The sequence below is a fragment of the Halorubellus sp. JP-L1 genome, from assembly GCF_011440375.1.
GTDB lineage: Archaea > Halobacteriota > Halobacteria > Halobacteriales > Natrialbaceae > Halorubellus.
Genome location: NZ_JAAOIR010000001.1, coordinates 1,609,897 through 1,636,698 on the forward strand (window position 1 = coordinate 1,609,897; position 26,802 = coordinate 1,636,698).

Here is a 26,802-nt window from a genome sequence, read left to right on the forward strand (position 1 = left end):
TCGCGAGGTGTGCGTTGCGAGGCGTGCGTTTCTTGCGGGCCGGGGGCGACGTGTGGAGCATGGATGTCGCGGATGCGACGTGGACGGACGTGCGCGACGCCGACCCGGACGTCGGGGTCGTCCCGGTCGGGAGCACGGAACAGCACGGGCCGCACGCGCCGCTGGGGACGGATACCGTCGCGGCGGAGGCGGTGGCGGCGGCGGGCGTTGAGGCCTACGAGACGGCGGACGACGCGCCCGTGGCGCTCGCCCCCGCGATCCCGGTCGGGGTCGCCGAAGAGCACCGCGCGTTCGCGGGGACGCTGTGGGTGTCGCCGGACACGTTCCGGGCGTACGTCCGGGATACCGTCGAGAGCCTCGCGAGTCACGGCGTCGACGCGGTCGTCCTCGTGAACGGCCACGGCGGGAACGTCGACGCGCTCCGGGAGGTGTGCGCTCGCGTCTCCCGCGACGACGTCGCGGACGCGGCGGCGTTCACGTGGTTCGACGTGGTGAACGCGGACGTCCCGATGGGGCACGGCGGCGGCCGGGAGACGGCGTTGCTTCGACACGTCGCACCGCACCTCGTGCGTGAGGACCGCGTCCAGCAGGCCGCGGAGGGCGCGAGCACGCGCTGGGGCGACTGGGTCGGAGGCGTGAACGTCGCGAACGACGCTGACGCGTTCACCGCGAACGGCGTCGTCGGCGACCCGCGGGACGGGGACGCCGAGCTGGGCGCGGCGATGCTGGACGACGCGGCGAGTTCGCTCGCGGACGTCCTGCGCGCGCTCGCCGACCGGGACTGAGTTCGAGCGACCGACCGCGTTCGTGCCGCCGGCCGCTCGAGGGCATCGACGGTCACGCGGACGTCGAGTCGGCGTCGCAGTCGGCGTCGGCCGACAGTGCGGCGACGCCGCGACCGACGAGGACGGTGGCGACGAGGAGGACGCCGAGACCGGCGACCGCCGCGACCGGGCCGAGCGCGTCCGCGACGACGCCGCCGAGTGGTTTGAGGACGAACCGGACGGTCCCGTAGCACATCGCGGCCGCCGAGAGCACGGTCGCGCGCCCCAGCGAGTTCACGTGGTCGTTCAGGTAGCCGCTCGCGACCGGCGCGACGACCTCGCGTCCGGCCTTCATGACGACGAACGCGGGCATCGCGACGACAGGCGCGAGTACGGCGGGCGCGACGAGGAGGGCGCCGACGACGAGCGGGACGACAACGAGCGCGGTCGTCCGCCCGAGCGCGCGCTCGATCCGGTCGGCGTTGTAGCTCGCAACCGCAGCGACGAGCGAGAACCCCGTGTAGAACGGGCCGAGTGCTGTCTCGGAGAGTCCGACGCGCCGGACCGCGATGGGCTGGATGTAGGTGTCGGCCGCGCCGACGACGCCGAAGAACAGCGCGAGGCCGACGACGACCGACCGCACTGGCGGCGTCAGGAGTTGCGCGCGGACGACGCGCGCCGCCTCGCGGACGCCGAGGCGGTCGTCGCTCGAACCGGCCGTCTGGTCGGACGCGCTCCCGCCGCGGTCGACGCGCGGCATCGCGAGGAGCACCGGGATGCCGGCGGCGTTGACGGTGCCGCCGACCCAGAACGGGAGCGTCGGGTCGAGCGCGTACAGCGCGCCGGCGCCGAGCATCGTCGCGGCGCTGACGGTCATGTTGACGGCGCCGCCGCGACCGCGGACGCGCGTGTACGCCGACTCGTCGAGGCGCTGCGCGAGGACGTCGTAGAGCCAGGCGTCGCCGGCGCCGGACGTGAACGCGCCGCCGACCGCCCAGACCGCGTACACCGCGACGAACCCGGGGAACGACTGGACGACTGCGAGCCCGTACACGGACGCGGCGCGCAGTACGGCACCGAGGAGGAGGCTGTTCCGGCGGCCGACGCGGTCGCCGACGTACCCCGTCGGGACCTCGCCGACGACGCCGACGCCCGCCGAGAGCGACCCCAGGAGCGCGATCTGCGTGTAGTTGAGGTCCCGCGAGAGCAGGAAGACGGTGAAGATCGGCCAGAAGAACCCGAAGGTCGCCGTCGCCTGGTACGCGTAGTACTTCGCGACGAGCGCTGGCGGGCGACGCATCGATACCACCGACGGGGTCGGGGTTTGTAGGCGTAATCTACCCCGCGTTTTAGTAGACTATCCGATACGAACCGATTTGGGAGTGGGACCGAGATTGGAGGTATGGTCGCGGACGACGGAACGGAGACCGGGGAGCAGTCGAACGCGGACGCGTTCGCGCTCGTCGGCAACGAGCACCGCGCCGCCATCCTGCGGGCGCTCCTTTCCGCGCACGCCGACCCGGAGACGCCGTACCCGACGCCGTTCGCCGTACTCCGCGAGCGCGCGGGCGTTGCGGTCTCCTCGCAGTTCGCGTACCACCTCGACGAGCTCGTCGGTGCGTTCGTCGCGAAGACCGGCGACGGCTACCGGCTCAGGTACGCCGGGTGGAAGGCCGCCGCCGCGCTCGCCGCCGGCACCTACGCCGACCAGCCCGCGTTCGGCCCCACCGGCGTCGACGGCGCGTGCCCGCACTGTCGAGCGAGCGCGCTGCACGCGAGCTACGGCGACGCCTGGCTCACCGTCGCGTGCCACGGCTGCGAGCGCGTCCTCGCGCGCTACCCGTTCCCGCCCGGTCCCGCCGCCGACCGCCTCCGCGACGACGGCGTCGACGGCCTCCTCTACGCGTTCGACCGGCGCGTCCGCTCGCACTTCGCGCTCGCCGCCGACGGCGTCTGCCCCGAGTGCGCCGGACGGACGACGAGAGGGCTCGAGGTCGTCGCCGACCCCGACGAGACGGCGCCGACCGCGACCCGCGGCGACGGACACGCCCTGGAGGCGGTCGCGGACTGCGAGCAGTGCGGGAACCACCTCGCGTTCCCCGTCGGCCTCCTCGCGCTCGAGGACCCCGACGTCGCCGCGGCGCTCGCCGACCGCGGCCTCGACCCCGGGACGACCCCGTTCTGGGAGCTCCCCGTCCTCGACGACGACGCCGTCACCGCGAGCGGCACCGACCCGCTCGAAGCGACCGTCGCAGTACGCGGATTCGACGCGGCGGACATCAGCGACGCTCCCGACGTCGTCCACGTCGTCGTCACCGCCGACCTCGACGTCCGCGTCACCGAGGACCACTGACCCCGAATTGGTTCGCAAGAGTCCGGATCCGTCGAAATAGTCCGCGAGAGCGCCGGCGAGCGCCCGTCGCCGAGTCGGGGTGGATTTCCGTCGACTCTCAGAGCGAGACCTGTTCGGTCTCGACGCTGACGCCGTTCCGGACGTTGTCCAGCAGCGGCGACGTTTCCTCCACCACCTCCCGGAGCTCCTCGAGTTCCTCCGGCGAGGCGTCTGACTCCACGTACACCGTGCAGTTCACGTGCTCGTACCCGGGGCGGACGTCCTCGGAGATGCCGAGGAACCCCTGGAGGTTGACGTCGCCGTCTAGCTCCAGCCTCAGCGAGTCCAGCTCGATCCCCATGCCGGCGGCGTGTGCCGCGTACCCGACGGTCAGGCACGACCCGATGGCCGAGAGCAGGAGCTCGACCGCATTCGGCCCCGTCCGGTCGCCGAGGATCTCTTCCGGTTCGTCGCCCTCGATCTCGAACGTCCGCGTGTGGATCGTCTCGCCCGCCTGGTCGAAGTCGTCGATCCGCGTCATGGACCGCAGGGCATCCGTCCACTCGGTCTCCGCCCGGAACTGGAACTGGCCGACTGTCGAGTCGTCCGTCACTGCCTCGACCGTCTGCTCGAGCTTCGATACGTCAACGCCGTTCATCGTCTTCGTGGTATGCTTCGGCATGCAATACCGTCTACGGGCGACAGGAGCATCGAGGCGTCGCGTGATAGACTTGCATTCGGTGCGCGGGTTGCAGCCACTGCCCGGGTTGCAGTCGACGAAACGCCGTCGCCGCTGCAAGTACCCCCGACGACTGGTAGCGACTCGGACTACGCGGTCGGTTCGAGACCGATCGGCGTCGCTTCGCGTCGATAGGACTCGTACAGCGACGCCGCCCACGCTCGCGCCACCGGGTCCTCGGTGTCGACGAGCACCGCGACCGCCCCGCTGTCGGGGTCGCAGCCGCTGATCGCGACCCTGGTATCGAGGATGCCGACGCCGAACGCGGGCAGAGCGTCGTGCACCGAGACGGTGAGGTCACCGCCCGACAGCCTGTCGGCGAACTGCTCGGGACACGTCTCGTGGATGCGCCCGACGACGCCAGGGGATTCTATCAGCTCCGTCTCCATGCCCGCATCCAGCGCCCGGCAGAACTCGTCCACGCACGGCGCCAGGAGGGACACGTCGAACCCCACGAACCGCAACCGGTCCGTCTCCTCGAGCAGCGAGGCGAACCGATTCACCGGCCCGTAGGGGTCCGCCGCCCTCGCGACCGTCACGACCGCATCCGTGCACATCTCGATCCCGAAACCGTCCGCTTCGTTCGGGAGGAGCCGCCAGACGTCGCGGAGTCGTCGCTCGGTCTCGACCCGGTCGAGCAGCTCCCGGACGCCGACCGCGACGAACGCGCCCGGTTTCGTCGCCTCGTAGTACTTGCCGTTCCTGCGGATCCAGTTCCGGTCCTCGAACGCGCGGAGCGTCCGCCCGATCGTGGACTGGGACACGCCCGTCAGCGACAGCAGGTCCGCTCGGGTCCGCGGTCGCGTGGCCAGCGCGCCGAGCGCATCGACCCGGTGCTCCGACCGCACGAGGAACTCGACGTCGTCGAGCGGTCCGGTCGAAGCACTCGAAAGCATGGGAGACGTACGCACGGAGCCATCATAGCCATTCGGTCGAGTAAGATGGCGCTTTGTACCCACTTGCCGAGTCGCCGCCCGTCGAGGGAGCGGTCCGGGTGCGACCGCCAGTTTCTCAGATTCCACCCTCGAACGTCGCCGCATGGACTCACCGCCGACCGTCGTCCTCACGAACGACGACGGCATCGACGCCCCCGGCATCGCCGCGCTCCACGACGCCCTCCAAACCGTCGCCGACGTGACCGTCGTCGCACCCGTCGACAACCAGAGCGGCGTCGGGCGCGCCGCCGACCGCGAGTTCGCCGTCCGCGAGCACGACCGCGGGTACGCCGTCACCGGCACGCCCGCGGACTGCGTCGCGTACGGCCTGCACGTCGTCGACGACCCCGACTTCGTCGTCGCCGGCGCCAACGACGGCCCGAACGTCGGCGCGGACAACGTCGGCCGCTCCGGGACCGTCGGCGCCGCCGCCGAAGCCGCGTTCCTCGGTCACGCCGGCATCGCCCTCTCCACGTACGACCCCGTCGAAGGCGGCCTCGTCGAGTTCGAGCGGAACGCGTTCGACGCCACCCAGGACGTCGCCCGACGCCTCGTCGACGCCATCGCTCCCGAGACGCTCACCGACGCGGACGCCTACCTCAGCGTGAACGTCCCCACCGAGACGACCGACGACACGCACCTGCGGCTCACCGAACCCGTCCACGACTACTCGCTCCGCGTCGACGAATCAGGCGACGGCTACGCCGTCACCAGCGCGTTCTACGACCCGCTCCGCCCCGACCGCGACGAACGAGTCACCGACCCCGTCGGCACCGACCGGCGCGCGCTCGCCGACGGCGACGTGAGCATCGCCCCGCTCTCGACCACCACGAACACCGTCGACCACGAGCCGTTCCGGTCGCTCGAAGAACGATACTGACCTCCGGCCTCGCCACGGCCGAAACCGGGACCCGGCCTCGCAGGGGCGTTACTCCTCGTCCTCGTCCGCGTCGGCGTCCTCGCTCGCGCCACCGTCCTCGTCCGCGTCGGCGTGTGCGTCCTCCAGCGTACTCCGGAGTTCCGGCACCGTCGACGCCAGGTCCCCGACCTGGTCGTGCGCGTCCTCGATCGTCGCGATCAGGTCCTCGACCGTCTCGATCTCCGCCTCCAGGTCGTCGGCGTCCTCGAACGCGTCCGCGCGCTTCCCCATCACGAATGCCTTCTTCGCGTCCCGGAGGTGGTCCTCGGCGTCGCCGACGTCGAGCGCCGATCGCAGCCCGTTCAGGACGCCGAGGACGTTGTCCGCGTCCGACTCCCAGACCTCGTCCGCCTCCGGGAGCGCCGCTCGCGCCTCGGCGAGCGCCGACTCCACGTCCTCGCGCATCTCCGACGCCATCTCGCCGAACAGTTCGTCGTCGTCGAGACTGGTCTGACTCATGCCGAGAACGACGCCCGCGAAGGGGTTAAGTACCCGCCTGAAAGTGAAAGTGAAATCCCGGCCGAGAGCGCGCCACGACCGCATCTGTGCCGAGTGGACCGATAGAGACGACGCCCCCCGTCGCTCCTCGATCGAGCGCTCGCCGTCGACCCCGACCCATCGCTCCGCGACCGGTCACTCGCGCTCGACGGAGTCGACCTGCATCAGCGGGTAGCCGTCCTGCATCGCCATGCTCGTGTACACCGTCACGCCCTCGTACTCGATCCGCATCGACACGTCCACGAGCGACCCCGTCAACTCCACGTAGTCCGCGCCTGCCTCGGCGATAGCCGCTGCCAGGGCGTCCTCGCGGATCGCGACCTGGACGTCCTCGCAATGGGGCTGGTTCTCGATAGATTCCTCCATCGCTCGCGCGAGGCTGGCCGCGCTCGTCGGCGACACCGGCGTCCCCGCGAACTGGTGGTAGAGCGATCCGAACTTGATCCCCGCCTCGAACGCGGCTTCCTCGCCAGTCGTCGGCTCCTCGACCATACCTCGAATCCGAGGGCGACGCCAAAGGGGATTCGGGTTCGAGCGCCGCGCCGACGCGAACCGCACGCTTCTTGTTCGCGGTCGTCCTGCCACCACACGAATGGACGACCCCGTCCTCCTCACCGGCGCCCGCGGGCACGTCGGCACCGCACTCCTGGACTACGCGGGCGAGGAGTACGACTGGCGGCTGCTCGACCGCGACCCGCCCGCCGACGCCGACGAGTACCCCGGCGAGTTCGTCGTCGCGGACATCACCGACGAGGACGCCGTCCGCGACGCCGTCGCGGGCTGCGGCGCCGTCGTCCACCTCGCGGGCGACCCGCGTAAGACCGCGCCCTGGTCGAGCGTCCTCTCGAACAACGTCGACGGCACCCACACCGTCCTCCAGGCCGCCGTCGACGAGGGCGTCGAGAAGGTCGCGTTCGCCTCCTCGAACCACGCCGTCAAGCACTACGAGACCGAGCGCAAACCCGACCTCTACCGCGAGCACGACGACTTCCTGCTGGACGGCTCGGAACTCCCTCGCCCCGGGAACCTCTACGGCGTCTCGAAGGCCGCCGGCGAGACCCTCGGCCGCTACTACCACGACGAACACGACCTCAGCTTCGTCGCCGTCCGCATCGGGAACCTCACCGAGGAACACCCCCCGAAGGACTACGAGCGCGGCCAGGCGATGTGGCTCTCCTACCGCGACTGCGGGCACCTCTTCCAGCGCACCATCGAAGCCGACTACGACTACGAGATCGTGTACGGCATCAGCAACAACGACCGAAAGTACTACTCGCTCGAGAACGCAAAGGACGTCCTCGGCTACGAACCGCGGGACAACTCCGCGGAGTACGCGGGCGAGTAGGGTGCTTTTCGAGCGCTTTTACCCCGTTGAGAAAAGTCGGATTTCTCTGCATCATCCCGCCCTGTTCTTGTAGTCATACAGGACGGTTAGGTAGGCCACTGAAATGCGTCAGTTCTCTTGTAAGTAAACCGCAAGAGGCCTAGTTTTTACGGTAGAACGCAAGACTGCAGAAGGAAAATTGGAACAAAGGCTATCTTTGTCTTTTTATCGTCTTCTTATGGGTTCCTAAGAGAATCAACCCTGAGACCCGGTTCGAAGTTCAGAACCCCCGACCATCTTAAATAGAAGAGCAGAGCAGGCTCTGGGATTTGAACCTGTTCCTCTTTGTTAGAAACGAAGTCAAAGATATAGTCATCAACATCTTCATCTTGTTTTACCCATTTATTCATCCTTTTTAGGTGCTTAGTTACGTTCCCGCTCTGGGGAGGTTTGCCTGCACATCCGATCCTTATTTTCTTCTTTAGCTCATTCAAGCTATAGCTTGTGCTAGGTTCATTCGCTGCAATCCCCCGTAGTATGGCATCATATCTGGTCCCTTTTGTGCCGTCAACAAATTCAAATTTATCTTCACTTCTCCCATGTGTCCGACCGCTGATAAGACCGAATTCCGTGGAATAGTTTTCATTCAAAGAGCTTGCAGCATTTTTGAGGATTTTTATTGCATCTTGTTCGCTCCCATAGATGTCCACCTCATCCTCTTGTTTATAGTATATGTCATTTGATACGCAAAAATGGTAGCAGAACTTTTGCATCAGCTGAGGGGATTCGAGTGCTTCAAAAGCAAGGGTTTCCACAAAGTCGTCGTTGACCTCGATATTTAGCTTATCAAATCCCTTGTTTGCGATCTGGACAAGGTCGTCCTCCGACCACTGGCGAAGAGAAATCGTATCGACTCGTGAATTTAAATCGGAGTCGGCAGAAGTGAGTGCATCACCTCGATAGTCGATATATCCCACGCAAATTAACGCGTCTCTGTCTATTGCCTCCTTAATTTCTTCAGCAATATCCTTATGAATATCATCGGGTATTTTGTGAGCGTCGTCGATGAAAATCACAAACCGTTCCTCCTGAAAAAGCTCAAGAACAGTATCTATCCCTAGATTCTTTTCTTCGATTATAGTCTCAAACTCTACTTCTGTATCGTCTTTCTTATATTGCCCAGTTATTGCTTTGATACTTGCCGCCAGTTTTTTGCTAGTTGTTTTTCTCTCTCCTTCCTTTGTTTCTTTAGTGTATTTCGTGGGTTCGTCTAATTTATTCAGCACTATCTTCCACAAGTCGTCCTTTGACTCGACTTTGTTTCCCCTTACAGGAACATGATTTGATGGCACCCTCTCAACCTCTTCTACGACATACTTCACTAATGCTGACTTACCCGTTTTTGAGGGTCCAGAGATAGAAACTGCGGCTGTTTCTTTGAATAAGTAATCTGCTAGTTCCTCCTCTTTATGTCCTTCTCGCCTCCGGATATAGGTGTGTTCGGGATAGCCGGTTTCCCGAAATACCTTCCCAACCCTTAAGTCATTCATTCTGGAAAAAAGACATGGTGGCGTGTATTAAACGTTAGCCATTCGCAGATTCCTATATGGAGTCCATCAGCGGCAAAATTAATACGGGAAGTCAAGAAAGGTTAGTTCTTCATGTGGAATTCTTACTGCTCTGTGCCCTCTGATGCGTGCGGCAACTCCGCGGAGTACGCTGGCGAGTAGCCGCGAGCGGCCGATCCACTGCGGCTGCGAGTGGGCGCGGCGCTACGATTGCTCGTCGACGTCCGCACCGGCGGCGTTGCGCTGCACGCTCTCGATGCCGTTCCTCGCGCCGGCCTTCCGGTCGTAGCCTTCGCCGCTGTCCGCGATCACGTTCCCGTTGTCGTGACGGAGCCGCCACCGCCACTCGTTCGCGCGGTCGCGATAGATCTCGAACGTCGCCTTGCTTCCCGCGGGGACGGTCTCGGCGACCTCCTCGGTCGCCTCCCGCTCGCCCGCTGCGTCTGCGTCGTCTCCTCCCGCACCCGCGTCGTCTGGCGACTCCGCGTCCGCGTCTACGGCGTCGCTCCCGATGCCGCTCGCCGCGACGTCGGCGTCGGTGTCGACGTCGCCGTCGGCCGCCGGCCACGCGAACTCGACCTCGTAACTCGACTCGTCGCCCTCGCGCTCCACGTCGACCTCCATCTCGACCTCGCCCGGCGGCGTGACCGTCACCGAGTCGGCGACCGGAACGGCGTCGCCGCTGTCGAACGCGTTCGCCACGTTGTGCAGGTACGACGCGATCGCTTTCCGGGTCGCAGTCTGAGTGGTCTTGTAGAGGGGTTCATCCGACATGCTCTAATCGACGGCCGCCGCGCGGATAACTGTTGAGCCGTACTCGTCGGGCAGTCCCCGCGCTCTCTCAGGCCGCACGCGTATATCTCCTCGCGTGCTATCGTTTGGCATGGGAGCCGAGGACCGGAACGACGACGAGTCCGCGGGCGACGCAGACGACCTCACCGACGCGGAGGCGTCGGCGCTGCACGAGGTCGAACTCGGCATCGAGCACCTGCATCGCGCGCACGGACACCTCGTCGCGTTCCACCACGCAACCGGCCGCGGTATGGACCACCTCGCCGACGCCGAAACGCGCCTGCGCGAGACCGGGCACGACGCGCTCGCCGACGCCATCCGCGACGAGTTCCTCCCCCGGGGCGTCGCCGAGAGCGGACACCCCGACGACCCCGGACGGTGGTCGTACGACCTCCTCGAGACCTACGAGGAATCGTTCCTCCGCGACATCGTCGCGTTCGGCGCAGACGCCACCGACGAGATCGCCGGCGGCCGCCGGCACGTGAAGGAACGACGCCAGGAACGCGAGTGGAAGGACCGCGCCGAGCGAGACTGAGCCAACAGGGCTGGTCGAGCCGACCGGCCCGGCTCGCTGGCGTCAGTCGAAGAGGCCGTCGACGTCGCTCGCACTGATAGTCACTCGAACAGGCCGTCGACGTCGCTCGCACTGATAGTCACTCGAACAGGCCGTCGACGTCGCTCGCACTGATAGTCACTCGAACAGGCCGTCGACGTCGCTCGCGCGGTGGTCGCGGCGCTCGACGTGGTCGGCGAGGCGCTGGTAGACGATCGCGTAGTCGTCGTCGGCTGTCGCGAAGTCGACGAGGAACCGCTCCAGTTTCGCGGCCTCGTTCCGCGCGCTCGCGGCGCGGTCGTCGTCGGATTGGCGCTGGCGGTCCTCGCGAGCGTACGCGGCGGCGCGTTCGACGACGGACGCGTCGAGTCCGCGTTCCGCCGCGAGCGCTTCGGCGGCGAGCGCCGCGGCATCCGGCGCGAGTCGCTCGCGCGTCACGCGCTCGCCCTCGAACTCGAGGACGGGCATCGCGCGGCGTTCGACGACCTCGGGGTCGCTCGCGAGCGTCTCCAGCACGCGGCGGACGAGCGCGACGTCCACCCCACTGTAGTCGTCGGGGACGCCGTCGAGGTACTCGAGCGCGCTCTCGGCGAGCCCCACGCACCCCTCCCAGTTACGCCCGCGAGCGTGATGCACCGCCGCCGTCAACTGCACGAGCCCCTGGAGGAATCGACCGTCGGCGTCGTCGCGGTCGCTCTCCAGCCACGCCCCCTCCAGCGGGTCGTGGGCCGCGTGATAGAACCCGTCGTTGAACAACGCCAGCCCCGCACGAAGATTCGCTCGCACACCGACCCGTACGCACTCGCCGACCAACGGTCTTTCCGTCCACCGGCCTCGAACCGACTCGCGCGTCGCGCCGGTCGCCACGGCGACGTCGACGCTGGCTCGTCTCGTTTGGGAGGCATGCTCTCGGTCAACCAGCTCTTTCACGTAACACAAGGCTTGCAGTTCTTCGACGCGAACGATGACGCATGCGACGTCGTGCTCTCCTTCGAACGACCGCCGCAACGACCGCGCTCGGCGCCATCGCCGGCTGCCTCGACGGATCCGGCGACGACGACTCCGAGACAGAGACCACCGCGACCGACGACGGAACCACGACGCCGGCGACCGAGTCGACCACGACGACGCCGGCGCTCGAGGTGACGTCCCGGGACATCCAGACCGAGTCGACCGACTGCGGGAGCGAGAACGCCGGCAGCATCGAGTTCACCGACAGCGGTGCGGATATCAGTGGCTCCGTCCCAGCGAACACGCCCTGTTACGAGGCGCAGTACGTGAACGAGCGCGTGCTCGGCGGCGTCGTCGAGGTCACCGTCGGCATCCAGGAGACCGACGCCGAGAACTGCCAGTCCTGCCTCGGACAGATCGAGTACGCGGGCACGCTCGAGACGAACCGCGACCCGCACTCGCTCGTCCTCATCCACGAGTTCACGCCCGAAGGCGAGGACGAACCCGTTACGCAAGTCGTTGCGGACAAGACTCGCGACGACTGACCGCTCGCGCGTCGACTCGATTACTGGCCGACTGGCACAGTCGGTCAGCCGGCCGACGACTCGCCCACCGATCCACCCCCGGTTCTATTCGCCCGTATACGGTATTCAAGATATAGAAGCAACCAATGGGTTTTTGATAAGTGAGTGAACTGTACATGATGTGGTTCCAATGATGGACGTCACTGCGATACCGACCGTACCGCTACAGAGCGATGGCGCGGGGATAGTCATCCTCCTGGTGTACCTCGCGATCATCGTCGTTTCCATCGCCGGCATGTGGAAGACGTTCGAGAAGGCAGGCCAGCCCGGCTGGGCCTCCATCATCCCGATCCTGAACATCTACTACATGCTCAAGATCGCGGACCGAGACGCCTGGTGGCTAATCCTCTTTTTCATCCCGGTCATCAGCCTCATCCCCGCGATCATCGTCCCCATCGACATGGCGAAGAACTTCGGGAAGGGCACCGGATTCGGCCTCGGCCTCGCATTCCTCCCGTTCATCTTCTACCCGCTCCTCGGGTTCGGGGACGCGAACTACAACGGCCACGGGCCCGCCGGCGGCGCCGGCGCCGGCGCCAGCGGCACCCAGTTCTAGACGGCACGACCCCGTTTTCTGCGAACACACCCTTACCCAGTCCCAACCACGAACGTCCGGACGAAGTTTGACGCTCCTGTCTCTCGGCGTCTTTGTCCGCTGAGAACGTCCGGACGGAGTCCCCGCGAGCAGGGCGAGACCTTCGGTCTCGCTGGCAGCCGGCGCGTAGCGCCGGCGACGAAGGCGAGCGGGGGCACGTCCGGACGGAGATTTGAACTGGGCGAGACGGTCGCGCTCACTGCGTTCGCGCGCTGCGACTCGCTTGCTCAAATCTCCGTGTCATCGTTTCTCCCGACGCAGACGCCTCGCTATCGCTCGGCGTTGTTGCGTCGGGAGAAACGTCCGGACGGAGATTTGAACTCCGGTCCCTGGCTCCGCAAGCCAAGAGGATAGTCCACTACCCTACCCGGACTCATCTCTACGTTTCGTGGTGGTACACAAGAGGGTTACGATGTGTAGGGGTGGAATCGCGGGGCGGCGCGTGGGGGCTGCTAGCGCGGGGGCTGGATGAAAACAATTTTTCAGCGTGGACAAGCCCTTTCAAAACACGGGTCGTTCGTGGTAGTATGAAGCGACGGGCGCTATTGAAGCGGGCGAGTGCCGTGACGGGTATGGCCGCGTTCGCCGGGTGCCTCAGCGAGGGCGCTGGTTCCGGTGATGTGGAGACGACCGAGGAGACCGGCGGTGACGAGTCGACGACGGGAGAGTCGTCGACGACCGACTCCACGACGACCGAGCCGACGACGACCGAGGCGCCGGTGGCGGTCGCGAAGCAGAGCCTGGAGACGACGAACACGGGCTGTGGGACGGAGAACACAGCCGAGATCGCGTTCGGTAAGAGTGGTGCGTCCGTCGACGGGAAGATCTCGACGAGCGATCCGTGCCACGAGGCCGCGTTCGCGGACGTCTCCTTGAGCGACGGGGCGTTGACGGTGACGTTGGAGGCGATGGCGACGGACGCCGAGGCGTGCGAGCAGTGCCTCGCGGTCGTCGAGTACTCGGCTGGTGTCGAGACGGAGAACGGCGTGCCGGAGTCGGTGACGGTGAAGCATCGGGCGCAGGGGGAGACGTCGGTCGTCGCGGAGCAGTCCCGATAGCTCCGAAACACGACGTTGACTCGCGCGCTCGTGGTGGTCCGAGGCTTCTTGTAGGGAGCCGCAGTAAGCCCGGCGATGATCGCGATTCGTCGACGTCGGGAACCGCAAGCCGGGACCGCGCTCTCCGCGAGAAGACAACGCTTAAGCGGCGTCCAACCATGCGGAATCGTACGATTATGGGCGCGATAGAGGACGTCTACGAGGACCTCGACACCGACGTCGAGCTGGCGGAGTTCCGGGACGCCGTCGAGGCGAAGGTCGAGCAGATGGGTGGCCTCGCCGACGAGGAGTCCGCCGCGATGCTCGTCGCGCACGAACTCGAGGACGGCGAAGTCGAGGGCGTCGCGGACGTCGAGCCGGGGATGGAGGAGGTGAAGTTCGTCGCGAAGGTGACCTCGGTCGGCGAGAAGCGCGGGTTCGAGCGCGACGGCGAGGACCAGCCGGACGGCCGCGTCATCAACGTCGAGGTGGCCGACGAGACGGGGAGTGTCAGGCTCGCGTTCTGGGACGAGAAAGCGGACGCCGCCGAGGAGGAACTGGAGGCAGGAATGGTCCTCAAGGTCGGTGGGCGACCGAAGGAGGGCTACAACGGCGTGGAGGTGAACGTCGACGACGTGGAGCCGGCGCCGGACACGGACGTGAACGTGGACGTCTCCGGGGAGAGCACGATCGACGGACTGAGTCTCGGGTTGTCGGACGTGAACGTGAAGGGGAAGGTGCTGGACACGGAGTCGGTGCGGACGTTCGACCGCGACGACGGCAGCGAGGGGAAGGTCGCGAACCTCGTGCTCGGCGACGAGACCGGGCGCGTTCGCGTGACGATGTGGGACGGGCAGGCCGAGACCGTCGACGACGTGAACGCTGGCGACAGCGTCGAGGTCGTGGACGGCTACACTCGCGAGCGCGACGGCGACCTCGAGTTGCACGTCGGCGAGCGCGGCGCGATCGAGGACCTCGACGAGGAGGTCGCGTACGAGCCCGAGTCCGTGCCGATCGACGACCTCGAGATCGATACGACGGTGGACATCGCTGGCGTGGTGCGGTCGGCGGACCCGAAGCGGACGTTCGACCGCGACGACGGCAGCGAGGGCCAGGTGCGGAACGTGCGCGTGCAGGACGACTCCGGCGACATCCGGGTCGCTTTGTGGGGCGACAAGGCGGACTACGACATCGGCCCCGGGGACCGCGTGGCGTTCGCGGACGTGGAGATACAGGACGGCTGGCAGGACGACCTCGAGGCGTCGGCGGGCTGGCGGTCCTCGGTGACGGTGCTCGACGGGAACGCCACGGAGGCCGACGCGGGGACCGACGGGAGCGGGGACGAAGGTGCGACTGGCCTGGACGCGTTCGCGGACGACGGAGGCGACGACGCCGGCGATGGCGCAAGCGCGTCCGATAGCGGGGGCGGCGGTGGCGTCGCCGCGACGACGCAAGCGCGCGAGGACGGGGAGCGCGTCGAGTTCACGGGCACGGTCGTGCAGGCCGGGAGTCCGGTCGTGCTCGACGACGGCGAGGAGACCATGTCGGTCGACACGGACGCGGACGTCCACCTCGGCCAGGAGGTCACCGTCCGTGGGGACCTCGTCGACGGACGCGTCGACGCCGACGACGTCGTCTGACCCGACGAGAACGACCGCCGCCATCGTTCCCGCTATAGTCCTGATCACGTCGGCCGCGAGTGACGACCTCGTGTGACGTGTCGAGAATGTACGATGCGCGTTCTCCGTCGTCCTCGTTCCGTCACGGAAACTACTAAGGCGTGGCCGAACCCGGGTTGGTGTATGAGCGTCGAGTTGCCGTTCGCGCCGGTGGATACGATCATTCGACGGAACGCTGGCGACCTTCGCGTGAGCGCGGGTGCTGCGGAGGAGCTCGCGCGCCGGATCCAGTCCCACGGCGCGGGCCTCGCCGTCGAAGCCGCCGACGTCGCAACCGAGGACGGCCGGAAGACGCTGATGGCGGAGGACTTCGGCGTGACGGCGAATCTCGACGGGGACGCGCTCGAACTCCCGGTCGCGCCAGTCGACCGGATCGCGCGCATCGACATCGACGACTCGTATCGCGTCTCGATGGACGCCCGCATCGCGCTCGCGGACATCCTCGAGGACTACGCGGACAACGTCGCGAGTGCCGCGGCGACGCTCGCGCGACACGCCGACAGACGCACCGTGAAGGCCGAAGACATCGAGACGTACTTCGCGCTCTTCGAGTGACCCCCAGATGAACTTCGGTTACAGCGGTACGTGCCTCGACCACGACACCGGCCCCCGGCACCCGGAGACGGCGGACCGCTTGCGGGCGATCCGCGAGGGGTTGAAGCGCAAGCACGGCGTGGCGTACGTGGAACCCGACGCGGCGAGCGTGAGCGCGATCGAGCGCGTGCATGACCCCGACTACGTCCGGGAGCTCCGGGAGTTCTGCGCTGACGGCGGCGGGGACTGGGACCCGGACACCGCCGCGGTCGAGGAGTCCTGGAACGCGATCCTGCAGAGCGCCGGGATCGCGCAGTGGGTCGCCGAGTCCGCGCTCGACGGCGACCAGGGGCGGGACACGCCGTTCTCGCTCGGCCGGCCGCCCGGGCATCACGCCGTCGCGGACGACGCGATGGGGTTCTGTTTCGTGAACAACGTCGCCGTCGCCGCGGACCACGCGCTCTCCGAGCGCGACGTCGACCGCGTCGCGATCGTCGACTGGGACGTCCATCACGGGAACGGCACGCAGGACATCTGGTACGACGACGACCGCGTGTTCTTCGCGAGCCTCCAGGAGTCCGGGCTCTACCCCGGGACGGGCGAACTTGACGAGACCGGCGAGGGCGACGGCGAAGGGACGACGTTGAACCTCCCGATGCCCGCCGGTGCCGGGGACGCGGACTACGCCGCCGCCATCGAGGACGTCGTCGCGCCCGCCGTCGAACGGTTCGACCCCGGCCTCCTCCTGGTGTCCGCGGGGTTCGACGCGCACCGCCACGACCCGATCTCGCGGATGCGCGTCTCCACCGAAGGGTACGCCATCATGACCGACCAGTTGCGTGCGCTCGCCGACGCCGTCGACGCCCCCATCGGGTTCGTGCTCGAGGGCGGCTACGGCCTGGACGTGCTCGCCGAGGGCGTCGCGATGGTTCACGAGACGTTCGACGGCCGCGACCCGATCCCGACCGACGAGGCCGTCGACGACGACGTCCGCGACCTCGTCGACGAAGCCCGAGCGATCCACGACCTCGACTGACTCGCTTCTCGGTCTCCCCTGCTCCTTCCGACGGTCGACGCACGCTCGCGGTTCGATACCCGATCTCGCGTTCAGGGTTCGGGGTGGAAGTACGCGGCGAGTTCGACGCCGAAGTCCTCGGCGAGCGTCGCGACCGCGTCGTCGACGAGGACGTCGTAGCCGGCTTCGAGCGCGCTCTCGACGTGCGTGCCGAGGCGGACGTCGAACACCGCGTCGCTCTCGAGGAACGCCTCGGCAGTGGTGTGCTCGCGCTCGCGCTCGACGACGTACCGGCCGTCCGCGACGAACGGCCCGTACGCGTCCGGGTCGGCCGCGTACTTCTCGTAGAACCCGCGCGCGTGGTCCGCGACGTGCACGGGCGGGCCCTCGTGCCGGCGGACGCGCGGCCGCTCCGCGACCTCAAGTTCCACGAGGATCGCTGCCGCGGACCGGTCCTGCGTAGCGAACGTTGCCGACCGGAGGACGTCGAACCCGCGGCGGTCGAGTTCGTCGACGAGCCCGGCCTCCGACCGGCGGAGCTGCGGCCAGAGCTGGTCGTCGACGAGGTCCGGCGGCGAGAACGCGACCGCCATCGGCGTCGTCCCCCGCCGGTCGACGTGCTCGCGGACGTCCGCCGCCGACAGCGGTTCGGGGTCGGTCGCCTCGAAGCGCTCGACGGACGGAGCCGCGAGGAGCGCGCGAGCGTGATGCTGGAGGCGCGCGACGTTCCCCGCCGAACACACCGCCGCGACGTTCCGCTCCGGGTCCGTCGGGTCGACGACCACGAGCGCGTCGTCGAACGACGCCGCCGCGTGCCCCTCCGGGTCGATCTCCACGGGCGGGTGCCAGTCCGCGACCGCCTCGACGAACTCGCGGAACCCGCCGTACTCGGCGACGAGCAGCTCCGTGACGTACCCCGAGAACCCACGCGTTCGGAGATCGCTTCCGTACACGCCGACGCCCTTCAGGAACTGCTTCGTCACGCGCACCTCGCCCGCGAGGTCGTCGTCGAGTCGCGCCTCGAGGTACTCGTTGTGGAACGGCGTCCGGTCGACCGCCGACCGGATCTCGCTCGCCGACTCGACCGCGTAACACGGCACGCAGTCGACGTCGAACCCGCGATACTGGCCCTTGACGTACGGGTGCTCCGCGTACTCCTCGCGGCCCTCCGGCAGCACCGCGTGCCCGACCTCGAGTCCCCACGCCTCCAGGTCCTCGCGGTCGACCTCGGGCGGGAATCGCACGAACAGGTCCACGTCACGGTCGCCCGCGACCCACGTCCCCCTGGCAGTGGACCCGACCTGCATCACGTCCGCGCCAGGACACAGGTCCGCGACCGCGTCCTCGGCGCGCTCGGTCAACGCCGCCACTACCTCCCGCATCCGCGCCCACTCCTCCTCGCTCGGGTCCACGCGCTCTCGAACCCGCGACACCACCCGCTCGAACGCGTCCCCGTCGTCTCCGCCCTCGCCGGGCGACTCGTCGCTCATACCACAGCACTCGCCGCCTCGCACGGAAAACCCATCGAAACCACCACGCGACGCCCACCGAAACCCCCGCAAACCACACGACACGCCCCCGCACGCCCCACGCCGAAACGAAAGCCCTATACAGCGACCCGCGACAACACAGTATTGCAGAAGCCGTCGTAGCTCAGATGGTAGAGCACCACGCTGTTAACGTGGTTGTCCCAGGTTCGAGTCCTGGCGACGGCGCTTCTCTCTCACCCACGTCGCCGTAGCGACCGCTCGGCCACCAGCGACGGAGAGACGTCGCTACGCGTGGAGACAGCACTCGTCCTCGCGACCTCGCTCAGAGTTATCGTGACGTCGCCCGAACCGACTAGAATGGCTTCGAAAGACTACGTGAAGCACGTCTGGACGATCGGGTCGTATCCGGACATCGGCGAGGACTTCCTCTCGATGGCCGCGCACCTCGTGGACGCCGCCGACGTCGGCCCGGACCAGGCGATCCTCGACGTCGCGTGCGGAACCGGAAACGTCGCCATCACGGCCGCACGACGCGGTGCACGCGTGACCGGCGTCGACATCACGCCAGCGATGCTCGAGGACGCCCGCGAGAACGCCGCGATCGCCGACGTCGACGCCGACTGGCACGAAGGCGACGCGGTCGACCTCCCGTTCGACGACGACGCGTTCGACGCCACGCTCTCGTGCGTCGGCCACATGTTCGCGAACCCGCCCGACCTCGCAGCCTCGGAGCAGGTCCGGGTGACGCGCCCCGGCGGCCAGATCGCGTTCACGTCTTGGACGCCCAAGAGCGTCGTCCCCGCGATGGCGAACGTCATGAACGAGTACCTCCCGCCGAACCCCGACGCTCCCGAACCGCCGTTCCGTTGGGGCGACCCCGACGTCGTCCAGGACCGCCTCGGCGACGGCGTCGCCGACCTCGAATTCGAGACCGGGACCGTCGACCAGCGCTCGCTCTCCCCAGCGCACCTCTGGGAGAGCGCAAGAACCCAGTCCGGAATGTTCATCGTCGCCCTCGAAGACGTCGACGACGCCGACCACCCTGCCCTCCGCGCCGACGTGCTCGACGTCATCGACGACTACTTCGATGACACCACGAACACCGTCCCCATTGAGTACCGACTCGCGAAAGCAACCGTCGCGTGAGCGACCGCAACGACGACGCCCTGCAGCCATGCAGACAGATCGACCACGACCATAGAGCCAACCTGCGTCCGGACGAGATACCCCAGCTACGTCTCACAGACTGCTTCGCGAAGTTCGTCGAGGAGCGTCGGATGATGCTCCGCAAGCAACGCCACATCCTCCGGCAACTCGTCCCGGATGCGACTCCTGATACGCGAAGCCGCCTGATGCTTCCGCGTATCCCCGTGCTCCTCAGCAATCTGCTCGCGCTCCGTCTCCGTCAACAAGGCACGCGTCTTCGCCATACCGTCGCCTGCACGAGCGAGCCCATTAGCAGTACCCATCGACCCATACTTAGCACATGTGCTAATTTTAAGTATTTTCAGCGTGTGATTTCGGGTGAAACGATAGGAGAGTTCTACGGGAACCAGCACACGAGTATGAACGAGAAAATGGAGTATGCAGACTTACGCGAGGCGGTGAAATCGTATGCGGTAGAGCACGGCGAGCCACCGACGACCGAGGAAGCAGCAAACGACGGAAGGTTTCCATCTCTCGCGACCATTTACAAGAGACTCGATGGATCCTGGAACGACCTGTTGGAGGACGCAGGCCTGAAGCGAGGACACGTGGGGGAGTACGGACCAGCCGAAGCAACTGATATGTTGCAGGACATGCGTGCCGTTCTGCATACTGTCGAGAGCAGTTACCTCACGACACGGCAGTACGCAGAGAATGGCTCGTACGCCGACGATACAATTAAGGAGACGTTCGGGTCGTGGCGTGAAGCGTGCGAACGAGCGAAGATCGACGCTGGTGAGAAGTACGGAGTGAGGTGTGAGGGACCGCGCGGTTCGACGCTTGAGAGTCGTCAGGAACTGAAAATCGCGGAGTTACTCCACGAGCGTGATATCGAGTACGAGGTCCATCCGGATCTGGATGGAACGTCCTGGGTTGGTGACTTTTACCTTTCGGCGTTCGAGCTGTGGGTCGAAGTGAACGGATTTGCCGATGGCGAACGACCGAACGCAGCCGATTTCGAGCAAAAACTCAAGCACTACGAGGAGCAGGGGCTAGATTGCGTCGTCCTCGAATCACCCGAAGAACTAGTGGCCGAGATTCGGGCTTGAAGTGGAGGAATCTAACGGTCTCGCGTCGCTGTCGTACGTATCCGGCAGACTCAAGGGGGATTGACCGCAAATCCCGGTAGAGGGCCCTTAGCTTAGTCTGGTTAGAGCACTCGGCTCATATCAGTTGCTTGACGCAGTCGCGGCGGGGTGTCAAGACTGTGGGACACCGAGTGGTCGGTGGTTCAAATCCGCCAGGGCCCATCTAGAGTCGGTCCAAGAGACGTCTCGTTATCGATTCTGGCTCGTATTCCGGTATTCCGGACTGCGGTAAGTGATGGGGCAGAGCAGGTTCAGGAGTCTGGACACTTCGCTCTGCCGTTGCGCCGCCTCGTCGTTTCGGGGCGTCGCCGCTTGCAGTGGAAGGCCCAACTCGTAACCAACGGTGACTGCTAGAGGGAGCGATACTGCCATGAAACGACGCACCTTCCTGGCGGTAACAGGAGCAACAGCAGCGAGCGTCGCGCTCGCCGGATGCGGCGAACCCGCCCAAGATAACGGCGACGGCGGCGGCAACGGTGGCGGCGACGACGACGTCGATTTCGACGCCGTCGAAGGGGAGACCGGCGAGACGGCGGACAACCTCGCGCTAACGAGTACCACCATGGTCGAAACCTCGCGCGGCGTGGCCGTGATGGGAACCGTCGAGAACACCGGTGAGACGGCCTACGACTTCGTCGAGGTCGAGGTGACGCTGAACGACGGTGACAGTACCATCGGTGAGGTGGCCGACACCAGCGATGACGAACTCGACGGCCTCGGTGCCGGTGAGCTCTGGCGCTTCATGACCAGCTTCGACGGCGAAGAGATGTACGCGGCGACCGGGTACACGGTCAATATCGACGGCGAGCTCGCGAACGGCGGGACCGAAACGACTAGCAGCTGAGCGGCTTCGTCGGATGACCGGTCGACTTCTCGAGGGATGGAGTAGCCAGTCCGCTTTGCTGTCCTCGCCGCGTTTCCGCGTTCTCTCTCGGTAACCTCGCCGAAAGAACCCGAGTACGGTATCCGAGACGTGCAGAAGTCCCGCAGGGAATCCAACGACGAGACCACCGAACCAGTACGCAAAGCGGACGATGTCGAGAGGAGGGGGGGATATGGTCATCGTTGAAACCCGCCGCTATGAGAGAGATCGCACCTGGCGAATTGCGTGAGACTCTTTGTCGTGCGCTGGATAGGGGGCGTCGATGAGTGGGTACTACGTCATGGTAGGCGATCGCGAGGTCGAGGGACCGTTCGAGTCGCGGAAGGAGGCCAAGCGGCGCGCGGACGAGTTGAACATGAACGAGGTCGGGACGAACTACACGGTGGCGAAGGCGTAGCGCCGGCCGTTCGCGCTGGCCGTCCGACACAGGGTTCGAGAGTTCTGGATGCGGACTGGTTTTGTGGGCGGCGGCGTTGGGTGGGGGTATGGACGACCGTGTTCGAGAGCACGCCGAGGTGCTCGTGGATTGGAGTGCGCGCGTGGAGGAGGGCGACGACGTGATCGTGAGCGTGAGCGAGGGCTGTCACGACCTGGCGGTGGCGGTGTCCGAGGCGCTCGGGGAGCGTGGGGCGAACGTGGTGACGCTTTACTCGTCGGCGGAGGCGAACCGCGCGTACTTGCGGGCGCACGACGACGAGTTCGGGCTGGGCGAGCACGAGCTGGCGCTCGTCGAGAGCGCGGACGTGGGGATCCGGATCGGTGGGGGTCGGAACACGAGCGCGATGGTGGACGTGGACGCGGCGACGCGCGCGGCGAGTTCGAAGGCGTCGGAGGCGGTTCGGGAGGCGTGGATGGACCTGGATTACGTGTCGACGCTGCATCCGACGCGGTCGCTCGCGCAGCAGGCGGAGATGTCCTACGAGGCGTACCAGGAGTTCGTGTACGACGCGATTCTCCGGGATTGGCAGGCGCTCGCGGACGAGATGGCGCAGCTGAAGGAGATCCTCGACGCGGGCAGCGAGGTCCGACTGGTGATCGGCGACCACACGGACGTCTCGATGTCGATCGAGGGGCGGACGGCGGTGAACTCGGCGGCGAGCGTCGCCTACAATTCGAGTAACCTCCCGAGTGGGGAGGTGTTCACAGCGCCGTACGACACGGAGGGCGAGGTGTGCTTCGACGTGCCGATGACGTTCCGCGGGAAGACCGTGCGGGACGTCCGGCTCGCGTTCGAGGACGGCGAGGTCGTGGAGTACTCGGCGGGGCACAACGAGGACGTCCTGGGGGAGATTCTCGACACGGACGATGGCGCGCGGCGACTGGGCGAACTCGGGATCGGGATGAATCCGGGCATCGATCGGTTCACGGACAACATCCTGTTCGACGAGAAGATGCGTGACACCGTCCACCTCGCGGTCGGGCGGGCGTACGACGCGAACCTCCCCGAGGGCGAAGACGGGAACCATTCGGCGGTGCACGTGGACATGATCGCGGACGTGAGCGAGGACTCGCGCCTGGAGGTCGACGGCGAGGTCGTCCAGCGCGACGGCGTGTTCAGGTGGGAGGACAAATTTACGGCGTAGCGCGGCGCTCGCTTCGCTCGCGCAGTAGACGAACAGCGACTACCTCGACGGGACCGACGCCTCGCGGGTCGCTACGCTCCCCCCTCGGCGGTCGCGCGGCGCTCGCTTCGCTCGCGCAGTAGTACGAACAGCGACTACCTGGACGGTACCGACGCCTCGCGGCTCGCTACGCTCCCCGCTCGGCGGTCGCGCGGCGCTCGCTTCGCTCGCGCCGCGTCAGGCGTCGATGCGTGCGGTGAGTTCGAGCCAGCGGTCGCCGCTGGCTGTGACGGTGACGTCGTCGTAGTCGGCGTCGGTTGCGAGCGCGCGGAGTTCCGCTGGGGTGTAGCGTTCGAAGTGGCGGTCGTCGTCGCTGTGGCGGTCTGTCCCCTGGCGTTTGAGGGTGGCGACGAGCGTTCCGGGGGCGTCGAGGACGCGACGGAACTCGCGGAGGGTCCCAGGGACGTCGTCGCGGGGGACGTGGAGGAGGCTCGCGCACGCCCAGACGCCGTCGAACGCGTTCGACTGGAAGGGGAGGGTGCGCATGTCGCCGCGGACGAACGGTGCGTCGACGGTGTCGCGAGCGCGCTGGAGGAAGGCGGTGGTGAGGTCGAAGCCGACGACGTCGTACCCGTGGTCTGTGAACGTCGCGGTGTCGGGTCCGGGCCCGCAGCCGACGTCGAGGAGGCGGGGGCCTGGGAACTTCGGGTCGACGTCGTCCCAGAAGCGAGCGGCGATCGATTCGGTCTCGTACTTCTCGACGTACGCTCCGGCGTCGGTCTCGTACGCTCGGGTCGTGCGTGCGAGTTCGTCCATACGGCCGCAGTCTCGGACGACGGAGAGGTATCTTTCGGGTCCTGTCGAGGAATCGGTCCGCGTCACCGAGCCCGCATCGTAGCCTCGCCCTCTCCCAACCGACGCTGCGCTCGCTACGCTCGCGCAGCGACCTGTGTGAGAGCAAGCTCTCACATGCTCCCGCTCGTTTCACTCGCGGAAACCTCGCACGGTACGACGCAGCCGCGCTCCCCGCCGGATCACGGCTACGATACCGCGCGCCAGCCGGTCCTCGAACGCTCGATTCGACTAGCGCCCGGGCCGGTCGAAGCGCGCGCGGAACGGCGCGCGCTTCGAGCAGGGGGAGGGCGGGGCGCGGTGCGGTGCGGTCGCGGTGGCGGCGGTGCGGTCGCGGTGGCGGTGCGGTCGCGGTGGCGGCGGTGCGGTCGTCGCTCCCCGCCACCGTCCACCGTTCGATGGTCACCTGCACGGTCACCTTTTCATCAACGTTTTGCGAGCGACGGCCGCGACCCGCGCTCCGCGCGGGTCGCACAGCCGTCGCTCGACAAAAGGTTGTGGGTTGAGAGGAGTAAGCCCCCTTCTGTTCGGCCCGGCATTCGGCTGAGCGTCCACGTCCGTGTCCGGGCTACCTTGTGGCGTGGACTTGCACCGGCGAGGATTCGCCGTTCCATCCGTTCTCACCGGTCAGCGCTCTGCGGGTTAACTCCCTTCCCTCGCGGGTCGGTTCGCGCGCGTCCTTGCTCGCGGTGAGGGGTGTCGTTTCTGTTCCAGCGCCAGCGGTCTCCCGCTCTGGACTTGCGTCCAGTCGCCTGCCCGGACGGTGGGGGGACTTTCCTCGCTCGCCCCGCGAGGGGCAGCGGTGGCCGGGCTCTCTCTACCGATTCCCCCTAGGGAGGTACGGGGGTTAAGTCCGGCGGTGCGGGCTCGTGGCGAAACGAAAGCGTTCAAGAGCGTTCCTGCCCGTAATAGGTGTATGTCGAAGGCGACCACCGCCAGTTTCTCGTATGATGACGGTGCGCGAGCGGTCGAACTCGCTCGCGAATCCGTCGAGTCGTTCGTCGTCAACGGACAGCGCGAACAGCCGGGGAGTATGCGGGACGCCTTCTACGAGCGAACCGGTGCGTTCGTTCGACTCGAGTCGACGCGAGGACGCGGGAGTCTCCGCGGTTGCGCGGGCGGATACGAGAGCGACGAGCGCGTCGGGCACGTCATCGTGGACGCCGCCATCGAAGCGGCGAGCGAAGATTCCTGTGGCTCCGAGATCACGCCCTCGGAGCTGGACAACCTCACGGTGTCGCTGTGTTACGTGAACAACGTCGTGTTGACGGACGACCCCGTGGCGGACATCGAGATCGGTCGGCACGGCGCGGCGATCGACACCGGCGCCGAGTCGGGGTGGCTCTACCCGACGGTTCCCCTCGAGCACGGATGGAGCGCGGAGGAGTACTTGGCGCGCGTCTGCCGGAAGGCGGGGCTGGCACCGAACGCGTACGAGCGCGAGGACGTGATGGTGACGCTGTTCGACGGACAGGTGTTCCGCGAGCGAAAGCCTCACGGGAGCATCCAGGAACTGGGATCGCCGTAACGGGGTCGAGTCTCCTTCTATCGGTCGCCACGTCGACGAGTCCCGACCGTAGTCGACCGACCGGTGCTTGAAGTACGATGCGGCGGCGACGGTCGGCGTGCCCGAGACGAGGGTGCGTCGGCGTCAAGGCGGGTGCGTGACTCGCGTCGACGCGAGCGGCCGCGACGAGTCACCTGCTCGCCATCTGACGTTCGACCCAGCGTAGCGTGTCGCGACGTTCGATCTCAGAAGTCGACGCGCTTCGCGTCGGCGAGACAGCGGTCGGTGGCATCCTCGAGGTCGAACTCGCGAACGATCTCGCCGTCGTCGACGAGCGGCTCGAGGAGTGGCGTGCCGTCCGTGGGGCCGGGGCGGTCGGCGAGCGCGACGTGATGCTCGCCGTCGTCGGTCCGATAGACTTGCTTCACGCCGGCGAGCTTCCCGCGCTTGGCGACTGGGTCGCCGTCGACCGCGACGATGTCGAGCGCGAAGTCGACGGGGTCGGCGTCCGTGATCGCGCTCCCGACGCCGAAGCCGTCGGCGACCGACCGGAGCGCGCGGAGTTCCTCGGGGCCGAGGCCGCCGCTGACGAAGACGTCGACTTCGTCGTGCCCGCGGACGTCTAGCTCCCACTGGACCTCGCGGACGATGTGCGCGAAGTCGCCGCGGCGACTGCCGGTGGTGTCGAGGCGGACGCCGTCGAGGCGGTCACCGAGCGCCTCGATCGCTCGCAGCACCTCGTCCTTCTCGTCGGTGAACGTGTCACAGAGCGCGATCCGGGGGACGTCCTCGGGCGCGGCGTCGTCGAACGCCCGCCAGGCGTCCTCCTGGTTGCCGCGGCCGAAGCACAGCATGAGCGCGTGCGGCATCGTCCCGCTGGCTTCGCGGCCGAGGACGTCGCCAGCGGCGACGTGACTGAATCCGTCGAGACCGGCGACGAGCGCTGCGCGTTCGACGACCGCGGCGATGCTCGGGTGGACGTGACGCGCACCGAACGAGAGGACGTTCGAGTCCGGGGCGGCGCGGCGCGCACGCAGTGCGCCGGTCGCGAACCCGCTGGCGTGCGAGAGGAATCCCAGGAGCGACGTCTCCAGGCGTGCGAACTCGCGGTACGCGCCCTCGATCCGGAGTACGGGGCCGCCGTCGAACAGGCGACCTTCGCGAATGGCGTGGGCGTCGACGTCCCGGCCTTCGAGGAGCACCGCGGCGTCCTTCACGCCCGCGAGCACCTCGAACTCGCCGTCCGGGAACTGGTCGGCTGTCACTTCCGCGACGACGTGCGGGTTCCGGTCCGCGGCCTCGAGCGCTTCGACGGTCCGGTCGAAGTACGCGTCCGTCGCACGCCCCGAGCGGACGTCGCCCTCGGCGATCGTGTCGAACGACTCGGTCATACCA

At 66.9% G+C, this 26,802-nt stretch carries 29 protein-coding genes, 3 tRNA genes and 1 other RNA gene; 19 read left to right on the top strand and 14 right to left on the bottom strand.

Annotated features, from left to right (window positions below):
- The first annotated feature begins 59 nt into the window (after window positions 1-59).
- A complete protein-coding gene (locus G9C85_RS08180; RefSeq protein ID WP_166038695.1) occupies window positions 60-785 on the top strand; it encodes a creatininase family protein in 726 nt (241 codons plus the stop codon).
- A 52-nt stretch (window positions 786-837) separates the two neighbouring features.
- Here the strand turns inward: G9C85_RS08180 and G9C85_RS08185 are convergent, their stop codons facing one another.
- Window positions 838-2,064: an MFS transporter gene (locus G9C85_RS08185; protein WP_166038697.1), complete on the bottom strand. Its 1,227-nt coding sequence runs from the start codon at window positions 2,062-2,064 to the stop codon at window positions 838-840.
- 102 nt (window positions 2,065-2,166) lie between these two features.
- Between G9C85_RS08185 and G9C85_RS08190 the strand changes: the two genes are divergently transcribed.
- A complete protein-coding gene (locus G9C85_RS08190; protein WP_166038699.1) occupies window positions 2,167-3,117 on the top strand; it encodes a helix-turn-helix transcriptional regulator in 951 nt (316 codons plus the stop codon).
- Between the two features lie 97 nt (window positions 3,118-3,214).
- Here G9C85_RS08190 and G9C85_RS08195 read toward each other — a convergent pair whose 3' ends face one another.
- Window positions 3,215-3,754, bottom strand: coding sequence for an OsmC family protein (locus G9C85_RS08195; RefSeq protein ID WP_166038701.1), 540 nt, complete (start codon window positions 3,752-3,754; stop codon window positions 3,215-3,217).
- Window positions 3,755-3,924: 170 nt separating this feature from the next.
- Window positions 3,925-4,731: a winged helix-turn-helix domain-containing protein gene (locus G9C85_RS08200; protein ID WP_166038703.1), complete on the bottom strand. Its 807-nt coding sequence runs from the start codon at window positions 4,729-4,731 to the stop codon at window positions 3,925-3,927.
- 142 nt (window positions 4,732-4,873) lie between these two features.
- On the opposite strand from G9C85_RS08200, the gene surE reads away from it, so the two are divergent.
- Window positions 4,874-5,650 (top strand): 5'/3'-nucleotidase SurE, encoded by a 777-nt coding sequence (surE, locus tag G9C85_RS08205; RefSeq protein WP_166038705.1) that lies wholly within the window; start codon window positions 4,874-4,876, stop codon window positions 5,648-5,650.
- Window positions 5,651-5,698: 48 nt separating this feature from the next.
- Here the strand turns inward: surE and G9C85_RS08210 are convergent, their stop codons facing one another.
- On the bottom strand, window positions 5,699-6,148 hold the full coding sequence (locus G9C85_RS08210) for a DUF5790 family protein (RefSeq protein ID WP_166038707.1): 450 nt from the start codon (window positions 6,146-6,148) through the stop codon (window positions 5,699-5,701).
- A gap of 174 nt (window positions 6,149-6,322) precedes the next feature.
- Window positions 6,323-6,679: a dihydroneopterin aldolase family protein gene (locus tag G9C85_RS08215; protein ID WP_166038709.1), complete on the bottom strand. Its 357-nt coding sequence runs from the start codon at window positions 6,677-6,679 to the stop codon at window positions 6,323-6,325.
- 100 nt (window positions 6,680-6,779) lie between these two features.
- Here G9C85_RS08215 and azf point away from each other — a divergent pair, with 100 nt between their 5' ends.
- Window positions 6,780-7,532: an NAD-dependent glucose-6-phosphate dehydrogenase Azf gene (azf, locus tag G9C85_RS08220; protein ID WP_166038711.1), complete on the top strand. Its 753-nt coding sequence runs from the start codon at window positions 6,780-6,782 to the stop codon at window positions 7,530-7,532.
- A 215-nt stretch (window positions 7,533-7,747) separates the two neighbouring features.
- On the opposite strand, the gene G9C85_RS08225 is transcribed toward azf, so the two are convergent.
- A complete protein-coding gene (locus tag G9C85_RS08225) occupies window positions 7,748-9,061 on the bottom strand; it encodes a hypothetical protein (RefSeq protein ID WP_166038713.1) in 1,314 nt (437 codons plus the stop codon).
- A gap of 222 nt (window positions 9,062-9,283) precedes the next feature.
- Window positions 9,284-9,853, bottom strand: a complete 570-nt coding sequence (locus G9C85_RS08230) for an HVO_2922 family protein (protein WP_166038715.1) — start codon at window positions 9,851-9,853, stop codon at window positions 9,284-9,286.
- Between the two features lie 109 nt (window positions 9,854-9,962).
- Between G9C85_RS08230 and G9C85_RS08235 the strand changes: the two genes are divergently transcribed.
- Window positions 9,963-10,406: a hypothetical protein gene (locus G9C85_RS08235; RefSeq protein ID WP_166038718.1), complete on the top strand. Its 444-nt coding sequence runs from the start codon at window positions 9,963-9,965 to the stop codon at window positions 10,404-10,406.
- Between the two features lie 156 nt (window positions 10,407-10,562).
- Here G9C85_RS08235 and G9C85_RS08240 read toward each other — a convergent pair whose 3' ends face one another.
- Window positions 10,563-11,210, bottom strand: coding sequence for a DUF309 domain-containing protein (locus G9C85_RS08240; protein ID WP_166038720.1), 648 nt, complete (start codon window positions 11,208-11,210; stop codon window positions 10,563-10,565).
- A gap of 185 nt (window positions 11,211-11,395) precedes the next feature.
- On the opposite strand from G9C85_RS08240, the gene G9C85_RS08245 reads away from it, so the two are divergent.
- Both G9C85_RS08245 and G9C85_RS08250 read left to right on the top strand, forming a co-directional pair.
- Window positions 11,396-11,920, top strand: coding sequence for a hypothetical protein (locus G9C85_RS08245; RefSeq protein ID WP_166038722.1), 525 nt, complete (start codon window positions 11,396-11,398; stop codon window positions 11,918-11,920).
- A gap of 169 nt (window positions 11,921-12,089) precedes the next feature.
- Complete coding sequence (locus G9C85_RS08250) at window positions 12,090-12,515, top strand: DUF5684 domain-containing protein (protein WP_205254316.1); 426 nt, start codon at window positions 12,090-12,092, stop codon at window positions 12,513-12,515.
- Window positions 12,516-12,854: 339 nt separating this feature from the next.
- Here G9C85_RS08250 and G9C85_RS08255 read toward each other — a convergent pair.
- A tRNA-Arg gene (locus tag G9C85_RS08255) sits at window positions 12,855-12,927 on the bottom strand.
- Between the two features lie 154 nt (window positions 12,928-13,081).
- Between G9C85_RS08255 and G9C85_RS08260 the strand changes: the two genes are divergently transcribed.
- The 4 genes from G9C85_RS08260 to G9C85_RS08275 all read left to right on the top strand — a co-directional run bounded on the left by G9C85_RS08260 (window position 13,082) and on the right by G9C85_RS08275 (window position 16,840).
- Window positions 13,082-13,612, top strand: a complete 531-nt coding sequence (locus G9C85_RS08260) for a hypothetical protein (protein ID WP_166038724.1) — start codon at window positions 13,082-13,084, stop codon at window positions 13,610-13,612.
- 176 nt (window positions 13,613-13,788) lie between these two features.
- Complete coding sequence (locus tag G9C85_RS08265; protein ID WP_166038726.1) at window positions 13,789-15,231, top strand: single-stranded DNA binding protein; 1,443 nt, start codon at window positions 13,789-13,791, stop codon at window positions 15,229-15,231.
- 162 nt (window positions 15,232-15,393) lie between these two features.
- Window positions 15,394-15,825 carry a histone gene (locus G9C85_RS19090; RefSeq protein ID WP_166038728.1) on the top strand — a complete coding sequence of 144 codons (432 nt, stop codon included), beginning with the start codon at window positions 15,394-15,396 and terminating at the stop codon, window positions 15,823-15,825.
- A 7-nt stretch (window positions 15,826-15,832) separates the two neighbouring features.
- Window positions 15,833-16,840 carry a histone deacetylase gene (locus G9C85_RS08275; protein ID WP_166038730.1) on the top strand — a complete coding sequence of 336 codons (1,008 nt, stop codon included), beginning with the start codon at window positions 15,833-15,835 and terminating at the stop codon, window positions 16,838-16,840.
- Window positions 16,841-16,911: 71 nt separating this feature from the next.
- Here the strand turns inward: G9C85_RS08275 and cca are convergent, their stop codons facing one another.
- Entirely contained in the window at window positions 16,912-18,309 is a 1,398-nt protein-coding gene (gene cca / locus G9C85_RS08280) for a CCA tRNA nucleotidyltransferase (protein WP_166038732.1), read from the bottom strand.
- A gap of 152 nt (window positions 18,310-18,461) precedes the next feature.
- On the opposite strand from cca, the gene G9C85_RS08285 reads away from it, so the two are divergent.
- Window positions 18,462-18,534 (top strand) — tRNA-Asn (locus G9C85_RS08285).
- Window positions 18,535-18,666: 132 nt separating this feature from the next.
- Window positions 18,667-19,455 (top strand): class I SAM-dependent methyltransferase, encoded by a 789-nt coding sequence (locus tag G9C85_RS08290; protein WP_166038734.1) that lies wholly within the window; start codon window positions 18,667-18,669, stop codon window positions 19,453-19,455.
- Window positions 19,456-19,541: 86 nt separating this feature from the next.
- Here the strand turns inward: G9C85_RS08290 and G9C85_RS08295 are convergent, their stop codons facing one another.
- Window positions 19,542-19,739 (bottom strand): hypothetical protein, encoded by a 198-nt coding sequence (locus G9C85_RS08295; protein ID WP_166039002.1) that lies wholly within the window; start codon window positions 19,737-19,739, stop codon window positions 19,542-19,544.
- 84 nt (window positions 19,740-19,823) lie between these two features.
- Between G9C85_RS08295 and G9C85_RS08300 the strand changes: the two genes are divergently transcribed.
- From G9C85_RS08300 to G9C85_RS08315, 5 genes are all read left to right on the top strand, one after another.
- Complete coding sequence (locus G9C85_RS08300; RefSeq protein WP_166038736.1) at window positions 19,824-20,564, top strand: homing endonuclease associated repeat-containing protein; 741 nt, start codon at window positions 19,824-19,826, stop codon at window positions 20,562-20,564.
- 81 nt (window positions 20,565-20,645) lie between these two features.
- Window positions 20,646-20,765: transfer RNA gene (locus tag G9C85_RS08305), tRNA-Ile, on the top strand.
- Window positions 20,766-20,973: 208 nt separating this feature from the next.
- Window positions 20,974-21,447 carry an FxLYD domain-containing protein gene (locus tag G9C85_RS08310; RefSeq protein ID WP_166038738.1) on the top strand — a complete coding sequence of 158 codons (474 nt, stop codon included), beginning with the start codon at window positions 20,974-20,976 and terminating at the stop codon, window positions 21,445-21,447.
- A gap of 301 nt (window positions 21,448-21,748) precedes the next feature.
- The gene (locus G9C85_RS19095; protein ID WP_275690763.1) at window positions 21,749-21,883 is read left to right on the top strand and encodes a hypothetical protein; all 135 of its coding nucleotides are present in this window, start codon (window positions 21,749-21,751) and stop codon (window positions 21,881-21,883) included.
- Between the two features lie 88 nt (window positions 21,884-21,971).
- Window positions 21,972-23,069 carry an aminopeptidase gene (locus tag G9C85_RS08315; RefSeq protein ID WP_166038740.1) on the top strand — a complete coding sequence of 366 codons (1,098 nt, stop codon included), beginning with the start codon at window positions 21,972-21,974 and terminating at the stop codon, window positions 23,067-23,069.
- A 216-nt stretch (window positions 23,070-23,285) separates the two neighbouring features.
- Here G9C85_RS08315 and G9C85_RS08320 read toward each other — a convergent pair whose 3' ends face one another.
- Both G9C85_RS08320 and rnpB read right to left on the bottom strand, forming a co-directional pair.
- Window positions 23,286-23,864 (bottom strand): bifunctional 2-polyprenyl-6-hydroxyphenol methylase/3-demethylubiquinol 3-O-methyltransferase UbiG, encoded by a 579-nt coding sequence (locus G9C85_RS08320; protein WP_166038742.1) that lies wholly within the window; start codon window positions 23,862-23,864, stop codon window positions 23,286-23,288.
- Window positions 23,865-24,400: 536 nt separating this feature from the next.
- Window positions 24,401-24,722: RNase P RNA component (rnpB, locus tag G9C85_RS08325), an RNA gene on the bottom strand.
- Window positions 24,723-24,816: 94 nt separating this feature from the next.
- Between rnpB and G9C85_RS08330 the strand changes: the two genes are divergently transcribed.
- Window positions 24,817-25,428, top strand: coding sequence for a TIGR00296 family protein (locus G9C85_RS08330; RefSeq protein ID WP_166038744.1), 612 nt, complete (start codon window positions 24,817-24,819; stop codon window positions 25,426-25,428).
- Window positions 25,429-25,652: 224 nt separating this feature from the next.
- Here G9C85_RS08330 and G9C85_RS08335 read toward each other — a convergent pair whose 3' ends face one another.
- Window positions 25,653-26,798 carry a nicotinate phosphoribosyltransferase gene (locus G9C85_RS08335; RefSeq protein WP_166038746.1) on the bottom strand — a complete coding sequence of 382 codons (1,146 nt, stop codon included), beginning with the start codon at window positions 26,796-26,798 and terminating at the stop codon, window positions 25,653-25,655.
- Between the last annotated feature and the right edge of the window lie 4 nt (window positions 26,799-26,802).